This window comes from Streptomyces cinerochromogenes, assembly GCF_014648635.1.
Lineage (GTDB): Bacteria > Actinomycetota > Actinomycetes > Streptomycetales > Streptomycetaceae > Streptomyces > Streptomyces cinerochromogenes.
Genome location: NZ_BMRM01000006.1, coordinates 133206 through 149025, shown reverse-complemented (window position 1 = coordinate 149025; position 15820 = coordinate 133206). Strand labels below are relative to the sequence as shown.

The 15820-nt window shown below is 72.5% G+C and carries 16 protein-coding genes and 1 riboswitch; of the genes, 10 read left to right on the top strand and 6 right to left on the bottom strand.

All coding sequences use genetic code 11. From position 1 onward, the window contains the following. Complete coding sequence (locus tag IEZ20_RS13820) at positions 1-468, top strand: VOC family protein (protein WP_189298075.1); 468 nt, start codon at positions 1-3, stop codon at positions 466-468. Positions 469-512: 44 nt separating this feature from the next. Here the strand turns inward: IEZ20_RS13820 and IEZ20_RS13815 are convergent, their stop codons facing one another. Next, positions 513-1598 carry a hypothetical protein gene (locus IEZ20_RS13815; protein WP_229896054.1) on the bottom strand — a complete coding sequence of 362 codons (1086 nt, stop codon included), beginning with the start codon at positions 1596-1598 and terminating at the stop codon, positions 513-515. A 194-nt stretch (positions 1599-1792) separates the two neighbouring features. On the opposite strand from IEZ20_RS13815, the gene IEZ20_RS13810 reads away from it, so the two are divergent. Continuing rightward, positions 1793-2410, top strand: a complete 618-nt coding sequence (locus tag IEZ20_RS13810; protein ID WP_189298073.1) for a flavodoxin family protein — start codon at positions 1793-1795, stop codon at positions 2408-2410. Here IEZ20_RS13810 and IEZ20_RS13805 read toward each other — a convergent pair. The 4 genes from IEZ20_RS13805 to IEZ20_RS13790 all read right to left on the bottom strand — a co-directional run bounded on the left by IEZ20_RS13805 (position 2407) and on the right by IEZ20_RS13790 (position 6807). Next, positions 2407-3291, bottom strand: coding sequence for an ABC transporter permease (locus IEZ20_RS13805; protein WP_189298071.1), 885 nt, complete (start codon positions 3289-3291; stop codon positions 2407-2409). The genes IEZ20_RS13810 and IEZ20_RS13805 overlap by 4 nt on opposite strands. Continuing rightward, entirely contained in the window at positions 3278-4252 is a 975-nt protein-coding gene (locus IEZ20_RS13800) for an ABC transporter ATP-binding protein (RefSeq protein ID WP_189298069.1), read from the bottom strand. Before IEZ20_RS13800 ends, IEZ20_RS13805 begins: the two co-directional genes overlap by 14 nt. A 41-nt stretch (positions 4253-4293) precedes the next feature. Then, positions 4294-5541 (bottom strand): LolA family protein, encoded by a 1248-nt coding sequence (locus tag IEZ20_RS13795; protein ID WP_189298067.1) that lies wholly within the window; start codon positions 5539-5541, stop codon positions 4294-4296. A gap of 255 nt (positions 5542-5796) precedes the next feature. Next, positions 5797-6807: a polyprenyl synthetase family protein gene (locus IEZ20_RS13790; protein WP_189298065.1), complete on the bottom strand. Its 1011-nt coding sequence runs from the start codon at positions 6805-6807 to the stop codon at positions 5797-5799. A gap of 522 nt (positions 6808-7329) precedes the next feature. Beyond that, a riboswitch (cyclic di-AMP (ydaO/yuaA leader) is annotated at positions 7330-7510 on the top strand. Between the two features lie 5 nt (positions 7511-7515). Here IEZ20_RS13790 and IEZ20_RS13785 point away from each other — a divergent pair. After that, positions 7516-8001: a transglycosylase SLT domain-containing protein gene (locus IEZ20_RS13785; RefSeq protein ID WP_189298063.1), complete on the top strand. Its 486-nt coding sequence runs from the start codon at positions 7516-7518 to the stop codon at positions 7999-8001. A gap of 90 nt (positions 8002-8091) precedes the next feature. Here IEZ20_RS13785 and IEZ20_RS13780 read toward each other — a convergent pair whose 3' ends face one another. Further along, positions 8092-8910, bottom strand: a complete 819-nt coding sequence (locus IEZ20_RS13780; RefSeq protein WP_189298061.1) for an HAD family hydrolase — start codon at positions 8908-8910, stop codon at positions 8092-8094. Between the two features lie 273 nt (positions 8911-9183). On the opposite strand from IEZ20_RS13780, the gene fahA reads away from it, so the two are divergent. The 7 genes from fahA to IEZ20_RS13745 all read left to right on the top strand — a co-directional run bounded on the left by fahA (position 9184) and on the right by IEZ20_RS13745 (position 15814). Continuing rightward, entirely contained in the window at positions 9184-10401 is a 1218-nt protein-coding gene (fahA, locus tag IEZ20_RS13775) for a fumarylacetoacetase (RefSeq protein ID WP_189298060.1), read from the top strand. Between the two features lie 254 nt (positions 10402-10655). Continuing rightward, positions 10656-11594, top strand: coding sequence for a M56 family metallopeptidase (locus IEZ20_RS13770; RefSeq protein ID WP_189298058.1), 939 nt, complete (start codon positions 10656-10658; stop codon positions 11592-11594). Positions 11595-11727: 133 nt separating this feature from the next. Next, positions 11728-12516, top strand: a complete 789-nt coding sequence (locus IEZ20_RS13765; RefSeq protein WP_189298055.1) for a GntR family transcriptional regulator — start codon at positions 11728-11730, stop codon at positions 12514-12516. A gap of 32 nt (positions 12517-12548) precedes the next feature. Then, positions 12549-12776 (top strand): 4Fe-4S dicluster domain-containing protein, encoded by a 228-nt coding sequence (locus IEZ20_RS13760; RefSeq protein ID WP_030347217.1) that lies wholly within the window; start codon positions 12549-12551, stop codon positions 12774-12776. A 14-nt stretch (positions 12777-12790) separates the two neighbouring features. Next, positions 12791-14134: an ABC transporter substrate-binding protein gene (locus IEZ20_RS13755; RefSeq protein WP_189298053.1), complete on the top strand. Its 1344-nt coding sequence runs from the start codon at positions 12791-12793 to the stop codon at positions 14132-14134. 11 nt (positions 14135-14145) lie between these two features. Next, positions 14146-15042 carry an ABC transporter permease gene (locus tag IEZ20_RS13750; protein WP_229896073.1) on the top strand — a complete coding sequence of 299 codons (897 nt, stop codon included), beginning with the start codon at positions 14146-14148 and terminating at the stop codon, positions 15040-15042. Further along, positions 15026-15814 (top strand): ABC transporter ATP-binding protein, encoded by a 789-nt coding sequence (locus IEZ20_RS13745; RefSeq protein ID WP_189298051.1) that lies wholly within the window; start codon positions 15026-15028, stop codon positions 15812-15814. The genes IEZ20_RS13750 and IEZ20_RS13745 overlap by 17 nt, the downstream gene beginning before the upstream one ends. Positions 15815-15820 lie beyond the last annotated feature (6 nt).

Sequence of the window (15820 nt, the reverse complement as noted above, 5' to 3'; positions counted from 1 at the left end):
ATGACCACACAGGCGCCCGCCCCGCTGCACTGGAAGATCGTCATCGACGCGGCCGACCCGCACGCCCAGGCCGACTTCTGGGCCGCGGCCCTGCACTACACCGCCGAGGACAACAGCGCCCTCGTCGAACGACTGCTGTCCCTCGGCGCGCTGTCCGGGGAGGCCACCGTCGAGTACCACGGCCGGCCCGCCTTCCGTGACCTGGTCGCCGTACGCCACCCCGACGACCCGTACGACCCCGAGACCGGCACCGGGCTCGGACGGCGGCTGCTGTTCCAGCGGGTACCGGAGCCGAAGACGGTGAAGAACCGGCTCCACCTCGACCTCCACACCGGGCCGGAGCGGCGCGCGGACGAGGTGACACGCCTTCAGGCGCTGGGCGCCCGAGTCCTGCGCGAGGTGAGCGAACCCGCGGGCCAGTGGGTCCTGATGGCGGATCCGGAGGGCAACGAGTTCTGCGTGCAGTAGCCGGCGGTCCGTGCGTCAGGCGGCCCGGGCGCGGGCGGCGCCGGTCACGCCTGGGCCGCCGCCTTCGCCGCGCGGTCGGTGAGGCGGACCATGCGGGCGCGGGCGTACTCCAGCGGGCGCGGGTCGTCCGCGGCGGGGCCCGGCTCGGCGGTGAGGTCGGTCCACAGGTCGATCAGGTCGCGGCCCAGCCGCAGGCCCTCCTCCGGGTCGCGCACCGCCCGCCAGGCGGTGGCCGCGCTCTGCACGTTGCCGTAGGCGGCCTCCCCGTCCCGTGCCTGGCGGCGCAGCCGGGCGAGGTCCAGGGACAGCCGGAAGGCGCGGACCGGGTCGTCGGCCAGGTAGGCGATGTAGGCGCGCAGTTCGCGCAGGTGCAGCACCTCGGCGTGGTACTCGCCGAGCACGGCGGACGCCTCGGTGAGGGTCCGGTCGGCCAGCTCCGCCGCCGCGTCGATACGGCCCGCCCGTACGGCCTCGTTGATACGGCTCATCGGCTCGGTGAGCAGTTCCGCGCCCTCGGCCGTCTCGGTCAGCGGCCCGTCCCCGAGCACCTCTTCGGCCACCGCGTCGAATCCGCGAGGCGGAGTGGGGGTGGCGGTCGTGACCGGTGCGGCGGGCTCCTCCAGTACGGCGACGAGCGGCTCCGCCGGTACAGCGATGAGGGGTTCCTGCTGTACGGCGACGAGGGGCTCCGGTTGGACGGGGGCGACGGGGACGGCCGGCCCGGCCGGTGCGGCGGCGACCGCGGCCTCGCTCATCACGGGCGCCGGTCCGAACCGGCCGGTCGGCACCTGCACGGTGCCCGGCGGCACGGCCGCCGGCCCCGGGGCGGGCGCGGCGGGCACCCGCTCCGGCTCGCCCGTCATCCGGCTGGAGCCGTCCGTCGAGACCTCCAGCGGCACGACACAGCCCGCCTGGTCGTCCTGGACCGTGGCCAGTATGGGGGCGCCGAGGCTGATCGCCAGGCGCTGGAGGTGGTTCAGCACGGCCTGCTGGATCTCCTCACCCGCCGCCGCCACGACCGACGTCCCGCCCACCGTCGCGTATCCCGGGCCGAAGACCCTGACGGGCACCGTCGCCGGATACTCCACGGGCTGCTCCGCACGCTTCTTCTCGAAGCTGAGTCGGGCCATCGGTGTCCTCACTCCTCCGGCGTCGCGATCCGGTCGTACGCGTCCTGCCCACCAGTGTGTCGCCTTCCCCCCGGCTTCCGCGTCACCGCGACGTCACAGCCTCGCACCAGCCGCACCCTGGCCAGATTTTCTTGCGTATGCATAAAATGCACATGCCTTTATTCGGGGTACGACACGACGCACCTGGGGGACCCATGAGCCGCCGCTTCCTCTTCGTCCTGGGCAGCGCCCGCCAGGACGGCAACACCGAGCTGCTGGCCCGCGAGGCCGCCGCCCAGCTGCCCACCGGCGTCGAGCAGCGCTGGATCCGCCTCGCCGAACACCCGCTGCCCGACTTCGCGGACCTGCGCCACGACGAGGACCACGTACGGCCGTCCGCGGGCACCCCGGTCGGCCTGCTGCTGGACGCCACCCTCGCCGCGACCGACATCGTGATCGCCTCGCCGCTGTACTGGTACTCGGTGTCCAGCCTCACCAAGCGCTACCTGGACTACTGGTCGGCCTGGCTGCGCACCCCGGGCGTCGACTTCAAGGCGACGATGGCCGGCCGCACCCTCTGGGGCGTCGCCGCACTGGCCGACCACGAGCCGTCGGTCGCGGACCCGTACGTCGGCACGCTCAACAACTCGGCCGCCTACCTGGGGATGCGCTTCGGCGGGGTCCTGCTCGGCAACGGCAGCGCGCCCGGTGACGTACGCAAGGACACGGCGGCGCTGGCGCGCGCGAAGACGTTCTTCGCACAGGAGACGCCTCTCGCGCGCTTTCCCCACGAGACCGACGGCGTCCGGGACGCTGTCGGCGTCCAGGTCTAGGCGCTGATGTCCTTCGCCGTGAACCGCGCCCAGGCGGCCGAGCCGAACACCACCGCGTACAGCCCCTGGAGGCCGAGGTTGCGCACCAGGTCGTCCCAGTAGACGGGGTCGCGCATCAGGTCGGCGAAGGACAGCCAGTAGTGCGAGAAGAGGTAGGGCTGCAACGCGTGCAGCTGGGGTATCTGGTCGACGATCTGCACGGTGATGACCAGACCGACGGTGGTCGCCATCGCGGCTATGCCGCTGTTGGTGAGGGTCGACACGAACAGGCCGAGGGCCGCCACGCCGACCAGTGAGGCGGCGACGACCAGCGCGATCAGCAGGGCCCGGCCGAGTCCCTCGGCGAAGCTGATCCGGGTGCCGGAGATCGTCGTCAGCTCCCCCATCGGGAAGAGCAGCGCCCCGACGATCAGCGCGGAGACGGCGACGACGAGCGTGGCCAGCAGGCAGAAGGCCAGCACGGTCGCGTACTTGGTGAGCAGCAGCCGGGTGCGGCCGGCCGGGGCGACCAGCAGATAGCGCAGGGTGCCCGCGCCCGCCTCCCCGGCGATCGCGTCGCCCGCGACGACGCCGACGGCCATCGGCAGGAAGAACGGCAGGGTCGCGGCGAGCGCGGTGAACACCAGGAACAGCCCGTTGTTGGTGATCTGCGTGATGAACGCCGGGCCCTCGCCGCTCCCGCCGCCGGCCGATCCGCCGCCCCGTGTCTCGATCCGGACCGCGATCCCGACCAGGACCGGCACCGCGGCCAGCACCCCGAGCAGGGCAAGGGTCCGCCAGCGGCGGACGGTGGTGACCAACTCGCTGCGCAGCAGTCCCAGGGACCACAGGGGGTTCGTCCGGCGCCCGGTGTCCGCCTCCAGCACGTCAGCCCGCGACATCGAAGCCCTCCCCCGTCAGTGCCACGAACGCGTCCTCCAACGAGGCGCGTTCGACCGTCAGTCCCCGGACCCGGACACCCGCGGTGACCAGGGCCGCGGTCACCTCGGCGAGGTCCCGCTCGGGCGGTTCGCCGGTGACCCGGTCGCCGTCGGCGCTCACGTCCCCGACGCCCAGTTCCTTCAGTACGCGGGCCGTCTCCGCCCCGTCCGGGGTGCTCACGACCAGCCGGCCGCGCGCCCCGGCCGCGAGGTCCGCCACCGCGCCCTGGGTGACGAGCCGGCCCTGGGCCATGACCGCCGCGTGGGTGCACACCTGCTCGATCTCGTCCAGGAGGTGGGAGGAGAGGAACACGGTCGTGCCGTCGGCGGCCAGTTCCCTGATCAGGGTGCGTATCTCGCGCATGCCCTGCGGGTCGAGGCCGTTGGTGGGTTCGTCCAGGACGAGCAGTCTGCGTGGCTGGAGCAGTGCTGCGGCCAGCCCCAGGCGCTGCTTCATGCCCAGCGAGTACGCCTTCGCCTTCTTGCCCGCGGCGGCCGCGAGGCCGACCCGGTCCAGTGCCGCGGCGACGCGGGCGCGCCGGGTGCGGGGGTCGGCGGTCGGGTCGGCGGCGTCGTAGCGCAACAGGTTGTCCCGGCCGGACAGGAAGCCGTACAGGGCGGGGCCCTCGATGAGGGCCCCGACCTGCGGGAGGACCGTGCGCGCCGAGCGGGGCATGGGCCGGCCCAGCACGCGGGCGGTGCCCGCGGTCGGCTCGATCAGGCCCATCAGCATCCGGATGGTGGTGGTCTTGCCCGAGCCGTTGGGGCCGAGGAAGCCGAAGACGCTGCCCGCCGGGACGGTCAGGTCGAGACCGTCCACGGCGAGCTGCCCACCGCGGTAGCGCTTGGTGAGGCCGCGCGTGGCGATCACGCTCGCCGGCACGTCCCCCTGGCCCGGCCGCGCGGCGGACGGTGCGTCCATCGGCTCCCCCTCGATGTGTCCGATGCCTCGTGCCCGACGGGTCACTTCGCCGCGTCGGCCGCCTTCACCAGGGCGTCCTTGGTGACCGCGCCGGCGTAGACCTTGCCGTCGTCGGTGATCAGGGCGTTGACCAGGCGGGTGGAGAACACCGTGCCCTTGCCGAACTTCCCGTCGACCTGCTCGCCGAGCGAACCGAGGAAGCCGCCGAGGTCACCGCCCTGGGAACCGGTCGGCAGGCCGCCCTTGGCGCCGGTGTCGACGGTCACCACCGAGGTCCAGCCCTTGCCTATGACCGTCGGGCCGCCCGTGCCCTTCAGGCCCTCGGCGAAGTCCTCGCCGTGCTTCGGGGCTCGGCCGTGCGTCGGGGCGTCGCCGTGCTTCGGAGCGTGCCCGCGCGCCTCGGCCTCGTCCTTCTCCTCGGTGACCTTCGCGCCCTTGGGCGGGGTGAAGTCGAAGGTGGAGGCGGCCGGCCTGGCGAAGGAGACCTGGGTGAAGCCCGCGTCGAGCACGGCGGCGCCGCCGCTCTTCGGGGTCAGCGTGAACTTCAGCGGCATGCCCGTCTTCGCGTCCACGGCGATGCTGATCGCGCCGACGGTGGTGCCGGACTGCCGGGGCTGGATCAGCAGCTTGTAGGCGTCACGCCCGGCGACCTGCGCGGTGCCGTCGACGGTGACGGACGTGGTGTCGTCCACCGCCTTCAGGGCCTCGTCGGCGAAGTCCTTGGGCGTGGCCGGCGGCTCGGACCGGTGGTCCTTGCCGGAGCCGGCCGCGGTGGAGTGGTAGGCCTCGTTGCTCTTGCTGTCGTAGCCCCAGACGTCCTTGCCGTCGTGGATCAGGCTGTACTCGGCGCCGCGCTCCAGCAGGGAGAGCTTCTGCCGGTCCGGGCCGTCGGCGGCGACGCGCAGGGTGTGCGTGCCGGAGACCAGCTCGGTGAGCTTGGCCTGCGGGTCGGCCGAGGAGCCGTCGCCGGAGCCGCCCCCGCCCGCGCCGGAGAGCAGGCCGTCCTCCAGGCCGCCGAGGTCGGGCAGGCCGAGGTCGGTGCTGACCTTCACGGTGCCGGACAGCTGCTGCACGTCCGACTTGGCGATCTTCTCGATGAGCTGCTGCGCGCTGATCTTCGGCAGGTCGGGGTCCCCGGAGTCGGCGAGCGCCGGGACCAGCCCGATCGTGGCCGCCGCCACCCCCACCACGGCCACCGGAACGGCGTACCGGGCGGCCTTGCGCCGGCCGGAGCGCGGGGTCTCGTCCTGCGCGGCGTCCACTGCGTCGTCGGATTCGTACGGTGCCATGTGTGCCTTACCTCCGTCGTCGGCGGCGGCTGTCCTCACGCTGGTCCGCTGGTCCACCCTGAGCCGCCATTCTCACCCGAATCGGTGAGGAGTGGTGATTTCCGTGGTGTCCATCTGACCAAATCGGCCGTGAGGAAGCGTCAGCCCACGGAGCCAACTCCGGGTCCACCTGCGGTATGACACACGGCGCCGGAGTCTCCACCCGACCCGTAGGGGTCGCGCGGGACGCCGTCGCCCGTACGAGTGGCCGGCCGGTCAGCCGGCGCGGTGCACGACCGCGTCGCACAGCTCCGTCAGGGCCGCCTTGGAGTCGCACTCGGGCAGCGGGGCCAGCGCGGCCCGCGCCTCCTCCGCGTACCGGACGGTGTCCCGGCGGGCCTGCTCCAGCGCGGGGTGCGCGCGCAGCGCGGCCAGCGCCTCGGCGTGCCGGGCGTCGTCGCTGAGGTCGGAGTCGAGCAGCTCGCACAGCGCGATGTCCTCGGGCAGGCCCAGCCGGGCGGCCCGCTCGCGCAGCCGGAGCACGGGCAGGGTCGCGATGCCCTCGCGCAGGTCGGTGCCCGGGGTCTTGCCGGACTCGTGGGAGTCGGAGGCGATGTCCAGGACGTCGTCGGCGAGCTGGAAGGCGACCCCGAGCCGTTCGCCGTACTGGGTGAGCACGTCGACGACCCGCTCGCCGGCGCCGGACATCATCGCGCCGAACCGGCACGAGACCGCCACCAGGGAGCCCGTCTTGCCGCCGAGCACGTCCAGGTAGTGCTCGACCGGGTCGCGGCCGTCCGAGGGACCCGCGGTCTCCAGGATCTGACCGGTGACCAGCCGTTCGAACGCCAGGGCCTGCACCCGGACCGCCTCGGGGCCGAGGTCGGCGAGGATCTGGGAGGCGCGGGCGAAGAGGAAGTCGCCGGTGAGGACCGCGACGGAGTTGCCCCAGCGGGCGTTGGCGCTGTCCACGCCGCGCCGTACGGCCGCCTCGTCCATGACGTCGTCGTGGTACAGCGTGGCCAGGTGGGTCAGCTCCACGACCACGGCCGACGGCACGACGCCCGGCGCGTAGGGGTCGCCGAACTGGGCGGCGAGCATCGCGAGGAGTGGCCGGAAACGCTTCCCTCCGGCCCGCACGAGGTGCTGCGCGGCCTCCGTGATGAACGGGACCTCGCTCTTGGTGGCTTCGAGCAAGCCTTCCTCGACAGCCGCCAATCCGGCCTGGACATCGGCTTCCAGAGCCTGGTCCCGCACGCTCAGCCCGAACGGCCCGACGACGGTCACGAGGGGTCTCCTGTCTGCTGGTGTCTGCTGGCGATTACACGGTTTGTCGATAGGTCGCTGCCATCACTCAAGTCAGCGTATCCGGTCCTGTTTCGATCACCGATAGCGCCCACCGGTCCAGCCCGGGCGGCATGGGACCACGACCGGCATGGTCTTGATCACATAGTAAGAACGGACATTTATTGACTTAACAGCAATACAGGCACCGTTTCGCAACCTCTCCAGACGCCCCCTCCGCCACCTTAGGGGTGAATCCCCTTATTCCCCCATGCCCGATTTCGAGCGATTTGCCATTTCGTGAATTGGGTCACGCGCCCCGTATACCCGCCCCACACCCCCCAACCCCCGCGACCCCTTGCCGCGCAAGCGAGTTGAGGCTTGGCAATCGCAAAGGATCAAGCACCCCATACAGCGTCGATCAAGGTCAAATCGCCTGTTGTATGAATCCGGTACTTGTTCCCGACATGTGCTCTCGCATACGTTCCGGGCCGTCGGGCGGACGCCGAATCCTGCCGCCGCCCGCATAACCCATCGACGAACTCATTCGTACGGCAGGAGCGGGGGATCCCAGGTAAGTCGCCGGGCCGGTCGGCACACGCCGCACCGACACGGCTAGGGGTGAAGCCGTGCCTCCTCAAGGGCGCGGCCGGGCACCTCCCCGCCCGAACCCGACAGCTCACCTCGCAGGCGCCGGAGAGGAACACCCCCATGCCCGCTGCCGTTCAGCACCGCCGCACCCGGAACAGCCGCCTCGTCCGCGCCCTCGCCGCCGCCGGCACCGGCGTCGCCGTCCTCGCCCTGCCGCTCATCGGCGCGACCGGCGCCTCCGCGGCCACCGGCACCTCCACGCCGGCCACCACCACCGCCGGATACCCGAACAACCTGGACGGCTGGATCCGCGAGTCGCTCGCGATCATGGCCGAGAAGCACATCCCGGGCACCTACAACGGCATCTACCGCAACATCATCCGCGAGTCCTCGGGCAACCCGACGGCCATCAACCTCTGGGACTCCAACGCCGCCAAGGGCATCCCGTCCAAGGGACTGCTCCAGGTCATCGACCCCACCTTCAACGCGTACCACGTCGCCGGAACCTCGTTCAACATCTACGACCCGGTCGCGAACATCACCGCCGCCTGCAACTACGCGGCCGCGCGGTACGGGTCGATCGACAACGTGTTCGGCGCGTACTGACCGGCGCCGGCCGGCCGCCGCACCCTTCTTTCCTGAGGTCCCGGTCAGGCCGGCCATCACGGCCGGCGGGTCATCACGGCCGGCCGGTCATCACGGCCGGCCGGTCGGGAAGAGTCCTTCGAGGACGACGGCGATGCCGTCGTCCTCGTTCGACAAGGTGACCTCGTCGGCCACCGCCTTCAGTTCGGGGTGCGCGTTGGCCATCGCGACACCGCGTCCGGCCCACTCGAACATGGGGATGTCGTTGGGCATGTCGCCGAAGGCGAGGGCCCGGTCGGCCTCCACCCCGAGCCGCTCGGCGGCCAGCGCCAGCCCGGTCGCCTTCGTCACCCCCCTCGGCTGCAGCTCCACGGTCCCCGGCCCCGACATGGTGACCGTCGCCAGCGAACCCACCGCCGAGCGCGCCACCGTCGCCAGCTCGTCGTCGGACAGGGAGGCGTGCCGCAGCAGCACCTTGCTGATGGGCTCGCGCCACAGCTCCTCCCGCCGGCCGACGCGCACCGCAGGCAGCGTCGGGTGGGGCATCCGGTAGCCGGGCTCGATGAGCGTGAGCCCGTCCACGCCGTCCTGGTCGACCGCCGCGTAGACCTGCCCCACCTCCGCCTCGATCTTGCCGAGCGCCGTCTCGGCCAGCTCCCGGTCCAGCCGGACCGACCACAGCAGACGGTGGGACCCGGCGTCGTAGACCTGTGCCCCCTGGCCGCACACCGCGAGCCCCGTGCAGCCGAGGTCCGCCAGCAGCGGCCGTACCCGCGGCGCCGGGCGGCCTGTCACCACCAGGTGCCGGGCACCGGCCCGCACCACCCGCGCGAGCGCGGCGAGCGACCGGTCGGAGACGGTGTCGTCACCGCGCAGCAGCGTTCCGTCCAGGTCAGTGGCGATCAGTGCATATGCCAGGGAGGGTGCCATGATCAGAGAATACGGACGCGGCGCCCCGCCGACTCACCTGTCTTTCCACGCACTTGCACGGTTCACGACCCCAAGTGGCTTCTGCAGACGCCCGGATGAGTGTGCCACCGGCAAGTGGTCCGGCCGGGACAGGCCGGCGCCGGCGACGACCGCACGCGCGCTCAGCAGCTCTCCGGAGTGCGGCACTGCCCAAGACACACGAGTCGGCCGTAACGTGTGGCCCGATCACATGGAACGCCGTGCATGGCCCGGATGAGAGTGAGGCAGCACCCCATGCCCCCCTTCGACGTCCCCGAGGGCGACCCCTTCGGTCCGCACAACCTCCCCTATGGCGTGTTCTCGCCCTCCGGCAGCACGGAGCGGAGGATCGGCGTCCGGCTCGGGAACCACGTCCTCGACGCGGGCGCCACGGCCGCGGCGCTCGGCTCGCCCCACCAGGCGCTGCTCGCCCGGCCCACCCTGAACCCGCTGCTCGCCGCCGGCCGCACCACCTGGTCGGACGTACGGCGCGCCCTCACCTCGTGGATCACGGACCCGGCACACCGCGAGACCGTCGAGCCGCTGTTCCACCCCCTGTCCGAGGTGACCCTGCACCTGCCCTTCGAGGTCGCGGACTACGTCGACTTCTACGCCTCGGAGAACCACGCCCGCAACGTCGGCCAGATCTTCCGCCCGGACGCCGAGGACTCCCTCACCCCCAACTGGAAGCACCTGCCGATCGGCTACCACGGCCGCTCCGGCACGGTCGTCGTCTCGGGCACCGACGTCGTACGGCCGTCCGGGCAGCGCAAGGGCCCCGGCGACCCCTCTCCCGTCTTCGGCCCGTCGATCCGGCTGGACATCGAGGCCGAGGTCGGCTTCGTCGTGGGCGTGCCGTCCCGGCTGGGCGGTCCGGTCGCACTCGGCGACTTCAGGGAGCACGTGTTCGGGCTGTGCCTGCTGAACGACTGGTCCGCGCGGGACATCCAGGCCTGGGAGTACGTCCCCCTCGGCCCGTTCCTCGGCAAGTCCTTCGCCACCTCGGTGTCGGCGTGGATCACCCCGCTCGAAGCGCTGGAGCACGCGCGCGTGACACCCCCGGAGCGCACGCACCCGCTGCTGCCCTATCTGGACGACTCGGCGCCCGGCACCGAGCCCGGCGGCTACGACCTCCGCATCTCCGTCGCGATCAACGGCCATGTGGTCTCCGAGCCCCCGTTCTCCACCATGTACTGGACCGCCGCCCAGCAGCTCGCCCACATGACGGTCAACGGTGCCTCGCTGCGCACCGGCGACCTGTACGGCTCGGGCACGGTCAGCGGCCCGGACGAGAACCAGCGCGGCTCCCTGCTGGAGCTGACCTGGAACGGCCGCGACCCCCTCGAACTCCCCGACGGCAAGCGGACCTTCCTGGAGGACGGGGACGTGGTGACCCTGTCGGCCTGGGCTCCCGGCGCGGACGGGCGCCGGGTCGGGCTGGGCGAGGTCAGCGGGCGGGTCGTGACGGGCTGACCCGCGACCGGGGCCACCGGGCCGGCGCCGGGCGCGGCACGGGCACGCGCGCGTGGCGGTACGAGAACCGCCCACGCGCGTGTGCCACGGTCGAGGTCGCCGCGCCGACCGGATCGCCGCCGACACCTGACTCGCACCGCCCGTCTTCGTCATACTGACGGGGACACGCACCGCGCGCGAGCCGCCGTCGCGTGCAGCGTGCCCGGAACCACCGACATCCGCACACCTCTCCGACCAGGAACCGGAGCCCCGGCATGACCGTCTGCCTGCTCCTGCTGAGCGTCGTCGCCCTCACGGCCGCCGTACCGGCACCGCGCGCGCTGACCCGTGCCGCCTGGCCCGAGCGTGAACCCGTGGTCGCGCTGTGGGTGTGGCAGTGCCTGGTCGCGACCGTGCTGCTGTGCTGCCTGACCGCGCTGGTCCTGGGCGCGGCGGCCGTCTTCCACACCGTCCGCGACCACGTGTTCGCCCCCGCACCGCCCGCGGTCACCGCGGCCTACGACCTGTCCACCGCGCCGGTGTGGGCCGCGGCGCTCACCGTGCTGCTGGCCTGCGGAGCGGCCTGGACGACGGCGATGCTCGCCCGGGAACTCGTCGAGGCCCGCCGCAGCCGGGGCCAGGCCCGGGCGCAGCTGCGCGAGCGCGCCCCCGAGCTGCCGGCCGGGCTGCCCGCGGGGCGCGGGCCGATGCTGGTGCTGGAGGACGAGTACCCGGACGCCTGGTGGATGCCGGGGCACCCGCCGCAACTGGTCGTCACCACGGGGGCGCTGCAGCGCCTCACCGACCTCCAGCTGGACGCCGTCCTCACCCACGAGCGCGGGCACGCCCGCGCCCACCACGACTGGCTGCTGCACCTGTCCACCGCCCTCGCCACGGGCTTCCCGCAGGTGCCGCTGTTCGCCCACTTCTGCGACCAGACCCACCGCCTGGTCGAGCTGGCCGCCGACGACACGGCGTCCCGCCGCTGCGGGCACCTCACCACGGCCCTCGCCCTGATCGAGCTGAACCAGCACCGAGGTGTCCTGTCCTGCGACTCCAGCCGCCGCCTGCTGGGCGAGCGGGTCGACCGCCTGCTGGAGCCGCCGCCGCGGCTGCTGCGCCGGCACCGGGCCCTGACCACGACGGTGGCCGCGCTGGTACCGCTGCTGCCGTTGCTGATCACGTTCGCCCCAGGGCTGACGGCGCTGTCCTGACCGTCCCCGCGGGGTGGCAGATCTTGCCCCGCCGAGCGGAAAAGACCAGCTCAACGGCTCGCTCCTGGTGCCCGCACCTGGCGCAACACTCCAGCAACACGCCATTTCCTACCGCGTAGGTATGGTTCCAGCCATGCCACCCACCGACCGCCCCCGAGACCATGCCGGGCAGGGCGCCGCGAGCACCGTCGCCGCCCACCGCGCACGGCACCGGCTGCGTGCGGACCGGGCCCGGCAGCTCGCCGACCTGCTGCGCCGCCAGATCCTCACCGGCACTTTCCAGGACGGCACCCTCCCCCACGAGTCCACCCTCGCCACCGACTACCGCGCCTCCCGCAACACCGTCCGCCAGGCCCTGGACCTGCTCCGGGCCGAGGGCCTGGTGGACCGGCTGCCCGGAGTCGGCACCGTCGTCGTCGCCCGGAAATACCCGCACGGGCTCGACCGTCTGATGGGCCTCGCGGAAACCCTCCGCGAACACGGCCGCGTCACCAACGAGGTCCGCACCATGGGCCCCGCCCCCGCACCCGCCCCCGTGGCCGAACGCCTCCGCGTCCCGGCCGGCTCCGACGTCCTCTACATCGAACGTCTGCGCCGCCTGAACGGCCTCCCGCTCTCCCTCGACCTCACCTACATCCCGCTCGACATCGGTACCGCCCTGCTCGGCGCCGACCTGGAGAACACCGATGTCTTCCGCCTCCTGGAAGCCATCACCGGCCGGCCTCTCGGCCACGCCGAGATCACCCTGGAGGCGGTGAACGCGGACGCCCACTCCGCAGCGGTACTCCAGGCCCCGCGCGGCGCCGCCGTCATGATGCTGGAGCGCCTCACGCACCTCGCCGACGGCCGGCCCGTCGATCTGGAGTTCATCCGCTTCCGCGGCGACCGCATCACGATGAGCGGCCTGCTGCACCGGTCGTAACCGCCCCGCCTGCACCTTTCCTGGAGACAGCCATGCCCTTGGCGCCCCAGCGGGCCGACGTGCCCGTGACCATCGACGAGTCGAAGTGCATCGACGGCTGCACCCTCTGCGTGGACATGTGCCCGCTGGACTCCCTCGCCATCGACGAGAGCAGCGGCAAGGCGTACATGCACGTCGACGAGTGCTGGTACTGCGGTCCCTGCGCGGCCCGCTGCCCCACCGGAGCCGTCACGGTCAACATGCCCTACCTGCTGCGGTGAGAGGTACACCCATCATGAAACGCACGGCAGTCGCCCTGTCCGCCGCCGCACTCCTGCTGCCCCTTTCCGCCTGCGGCGGCAGCGCCGAGGCGGGCAGCGGCTCCACGGTCACCGTGACCGTCGGCTACCAGTCCAAGACCATCAACACCGTCACCGCCGGCACCCTGCTGCGCTCTCTCGGATACTTCGAGAAGCAGCTCCACTCCCTGCACGACGGCCACACCTACAAGGTCGACTGGCAGGACTACGCCACCGGCGCCCCGATCACCGCCCAGATGACCGCCGGGAAGATCGACATCGGCTCGATGGGCGACTTCCCGCTGCTGCTCAACGCGGCCCGCGGCAAGCAGCTGGGCCGGCCGACCCACCTGGTCTCCACCACCGGCTACAACCTGCGCGGCGGCCTCAACACCATCGTCACCGCACCGGACTCCACGCTCACGTCCCTGAAGGACCTGAAGGGCAAGAAGGTCTCCACGAGCGTCGGCTCGGCCGCCGACGGCACCCTCGTACGGGCACTGCAGCGAGCCGGCATCGACCCGGACAAGGGGATCTCCAAGCTCAACCAGCAACCCGCGGTGGGCGCTTCGGCGCTGTCGGCCGGCAGTGTGGACGCGCTGTCCCAGTTCGTCGCCTGGCCCGGCCTCCTCGCCTTCCAGGGCAAGGCGAAGGCCCTGTACGACGGCGCCCGGCTGAACCTGCCCACCTTCCACGGCGTGACCGCCCGCGAGGACTTCGCCGACCGGCACCCGGCCGTCCTGGAAGCCTTCCTCAAGGCGCAGGCCCAGGCGACGGACTACCTCAACGGCCATCCCGTCACCGCGGCCGAGAAGGTCGCCGAAGCCACCGGCCTGCCCGCCGAGGTCGTCTACCTCTACAACGGCGCCCACGGCATCTCCACGTTCAACCCGGCGCTCAGTCCTCAGCTCGTGGCCGCCCTCGAACAGGACGTGTCCGTGCTGAAGTCCGCCAAGCTGACCGGCGACATCGACGTGGACTCCTTCGTCGACGACCAGTACCTGAAGAAGGCACTCGGCACGTCGTACACCAAGCGGCTCACCGCGCCGCCCCCGCCGGCCGCGAGCGAGGTGTGGCCCAAGGGCGGCGAGAAGACCCTCTCCTACACGTCACCGAAGCAACTGCTGGCCTACCTGGCCGCACACCAGGACGGAATCCGCGCCGCCTACGTGCCCGATGCCACCACAGGCACCCTCTGGTTCGCCGACAAGGCGGTCTGGGTGGCCGACGGCGACCGGCTGCTGCCCTTCGTCACCCCGGCCACCGCGCAGGACTACCTCGCCGCCCACGGCGGCGCCCGCACGGTGTCGTACCGCGAGGCCCTGGAGCGGGCCTCGTGACCCGCCGGCCCCTGATCCGGTATGCGCTGCGGGCGGCGTCCCTGGCCGCCGCCCTGGGCGTGTGGCAGCTGCTGACCAGTCTGAAGGTGGACCTGTGGCTGCGGTTCTCGCAGTTCCCGACGGTCACCGACGTGGCCCGCGCCTTCGGTGACCGGCTCTCCGGCGACGACTACTGGACCGACCTCACCGACAGCCTCACCCGCATCCTGACCGGCTTCGCGCTGGCGGCCGTACTCGGCGTGGCGACCGGCGTGCTCGTGGCCCGCTCCCGCCTGGCCGAGGACCTGCTCGGCCCGGTGCTGGAGGTCGTCCGGCCGATCCCGGCGATCGCCCTCGTCCCGGTCGCGATCCTGCTGTTCCCCTCGAACGAGCAGGGCATCGTCTTCATCACCTGCACCGCCGCCTTCTTCCCGGTGCTGGTCTCCACCCGGCACGCGGTCCGCGCGCTGACCCCGGTCTGGGAGGAGGCGGTGCGCACCATGGGCGGCGGCCGGCTCCGGATCCTTCGCTCGGTCGTGCTGCCGGGAGCCCTGCCCGGCATCTTCGGCGGGCTGTCGGTGGGCATCGGCGTGTCGTGGATCTGCGTGATCTCTGCCGAGATGATCTCGGGCCAGTACGGGGTCGGCTACCGCACCTGGCAGGACTACACGGTGGTGAACTACCCCGGGGTGTTCGTCGGCATGGTCACGATCGGCGTGCTCGGCTGGATCACCTCCACGGCGGTGGAACTCGCCGGCCGCCGGCTGACCCGCTGGCTGCCCCGCACCTCGTACATCCCCGCAGGGCGTCCCCGCACGCCCCGGCCGCTCGCCGGCGCCCGTCCCGACGGCGAGCCCGAGCAGCAGGCCCAGTCCGAGCAGCAGGGCCAGGACCACACCGAGGAGGCCCGTGATGAGCACCTCGTCTGAGACCGTCACCGCGCCCGCCGCGCCGGCACCGGAAGGCGTGCGCGGGACCCGGCTCGCGTTCCGCTCCGCCGTCCTCGGCCGCCCCGACGCGCCGGTCCTCTCAGGCGTCGACCTGGAGGTCGCCCCCGGCGAGATCCTCACCGTCGTCGGCCCCTCCGGCTGCGGCAAGTCCACACTGCTGCGGACGCTCGCCGGGCTGCTGCCGCCGCTGGGCGGCACGGCCGAGGTGGACGACAGCCCGCTGACCGGGCCGTCGGCGGACCGCGCCCTCGTCTTCCAGGAGGACGCGCTGCTGCCCTGGCGCAGCTTGCGCGGAAACGTCGAACTCCCCCTCGCCATCAGGGGTGTGTCGCGCGCGGAGCGGCGTTCCCGGGCCGAGTCGTGGCTCGCGCGGGTCGGGCTGAGCGAGCAGGCCGGGCAGTTGCCGCACCGGGTGTCCGGCGGGCAGCGCCAGCGCGCCCAGTTGGCCCGGGCGTTGGCGGACAGCCCGCGCGCGGTCCTCATGGACGAGCCCTTCGGCGCCCTCGACGCGCAGACCCGGTCCGGCATGCAGGACCTGCTGGTGGAGGTGTTGCGGGGCACGGGCGCGACCGTCGTGTTCGTCACGCACGACGTGGACGAGGCCCTCTTCCTCGGTGACCGTGTGGCCCTGCTCGGTTCGGGGCGGGTGTCCGCCGTGCGCGAGGTGCCGCGCCCCCGTGACCGTGCGGCCTTCGACGATCCGGCCCGTGTGGCGCTGCGCCGCGCCGTCCTCAGCTCGCTCGGCTCCTGAAAGGCA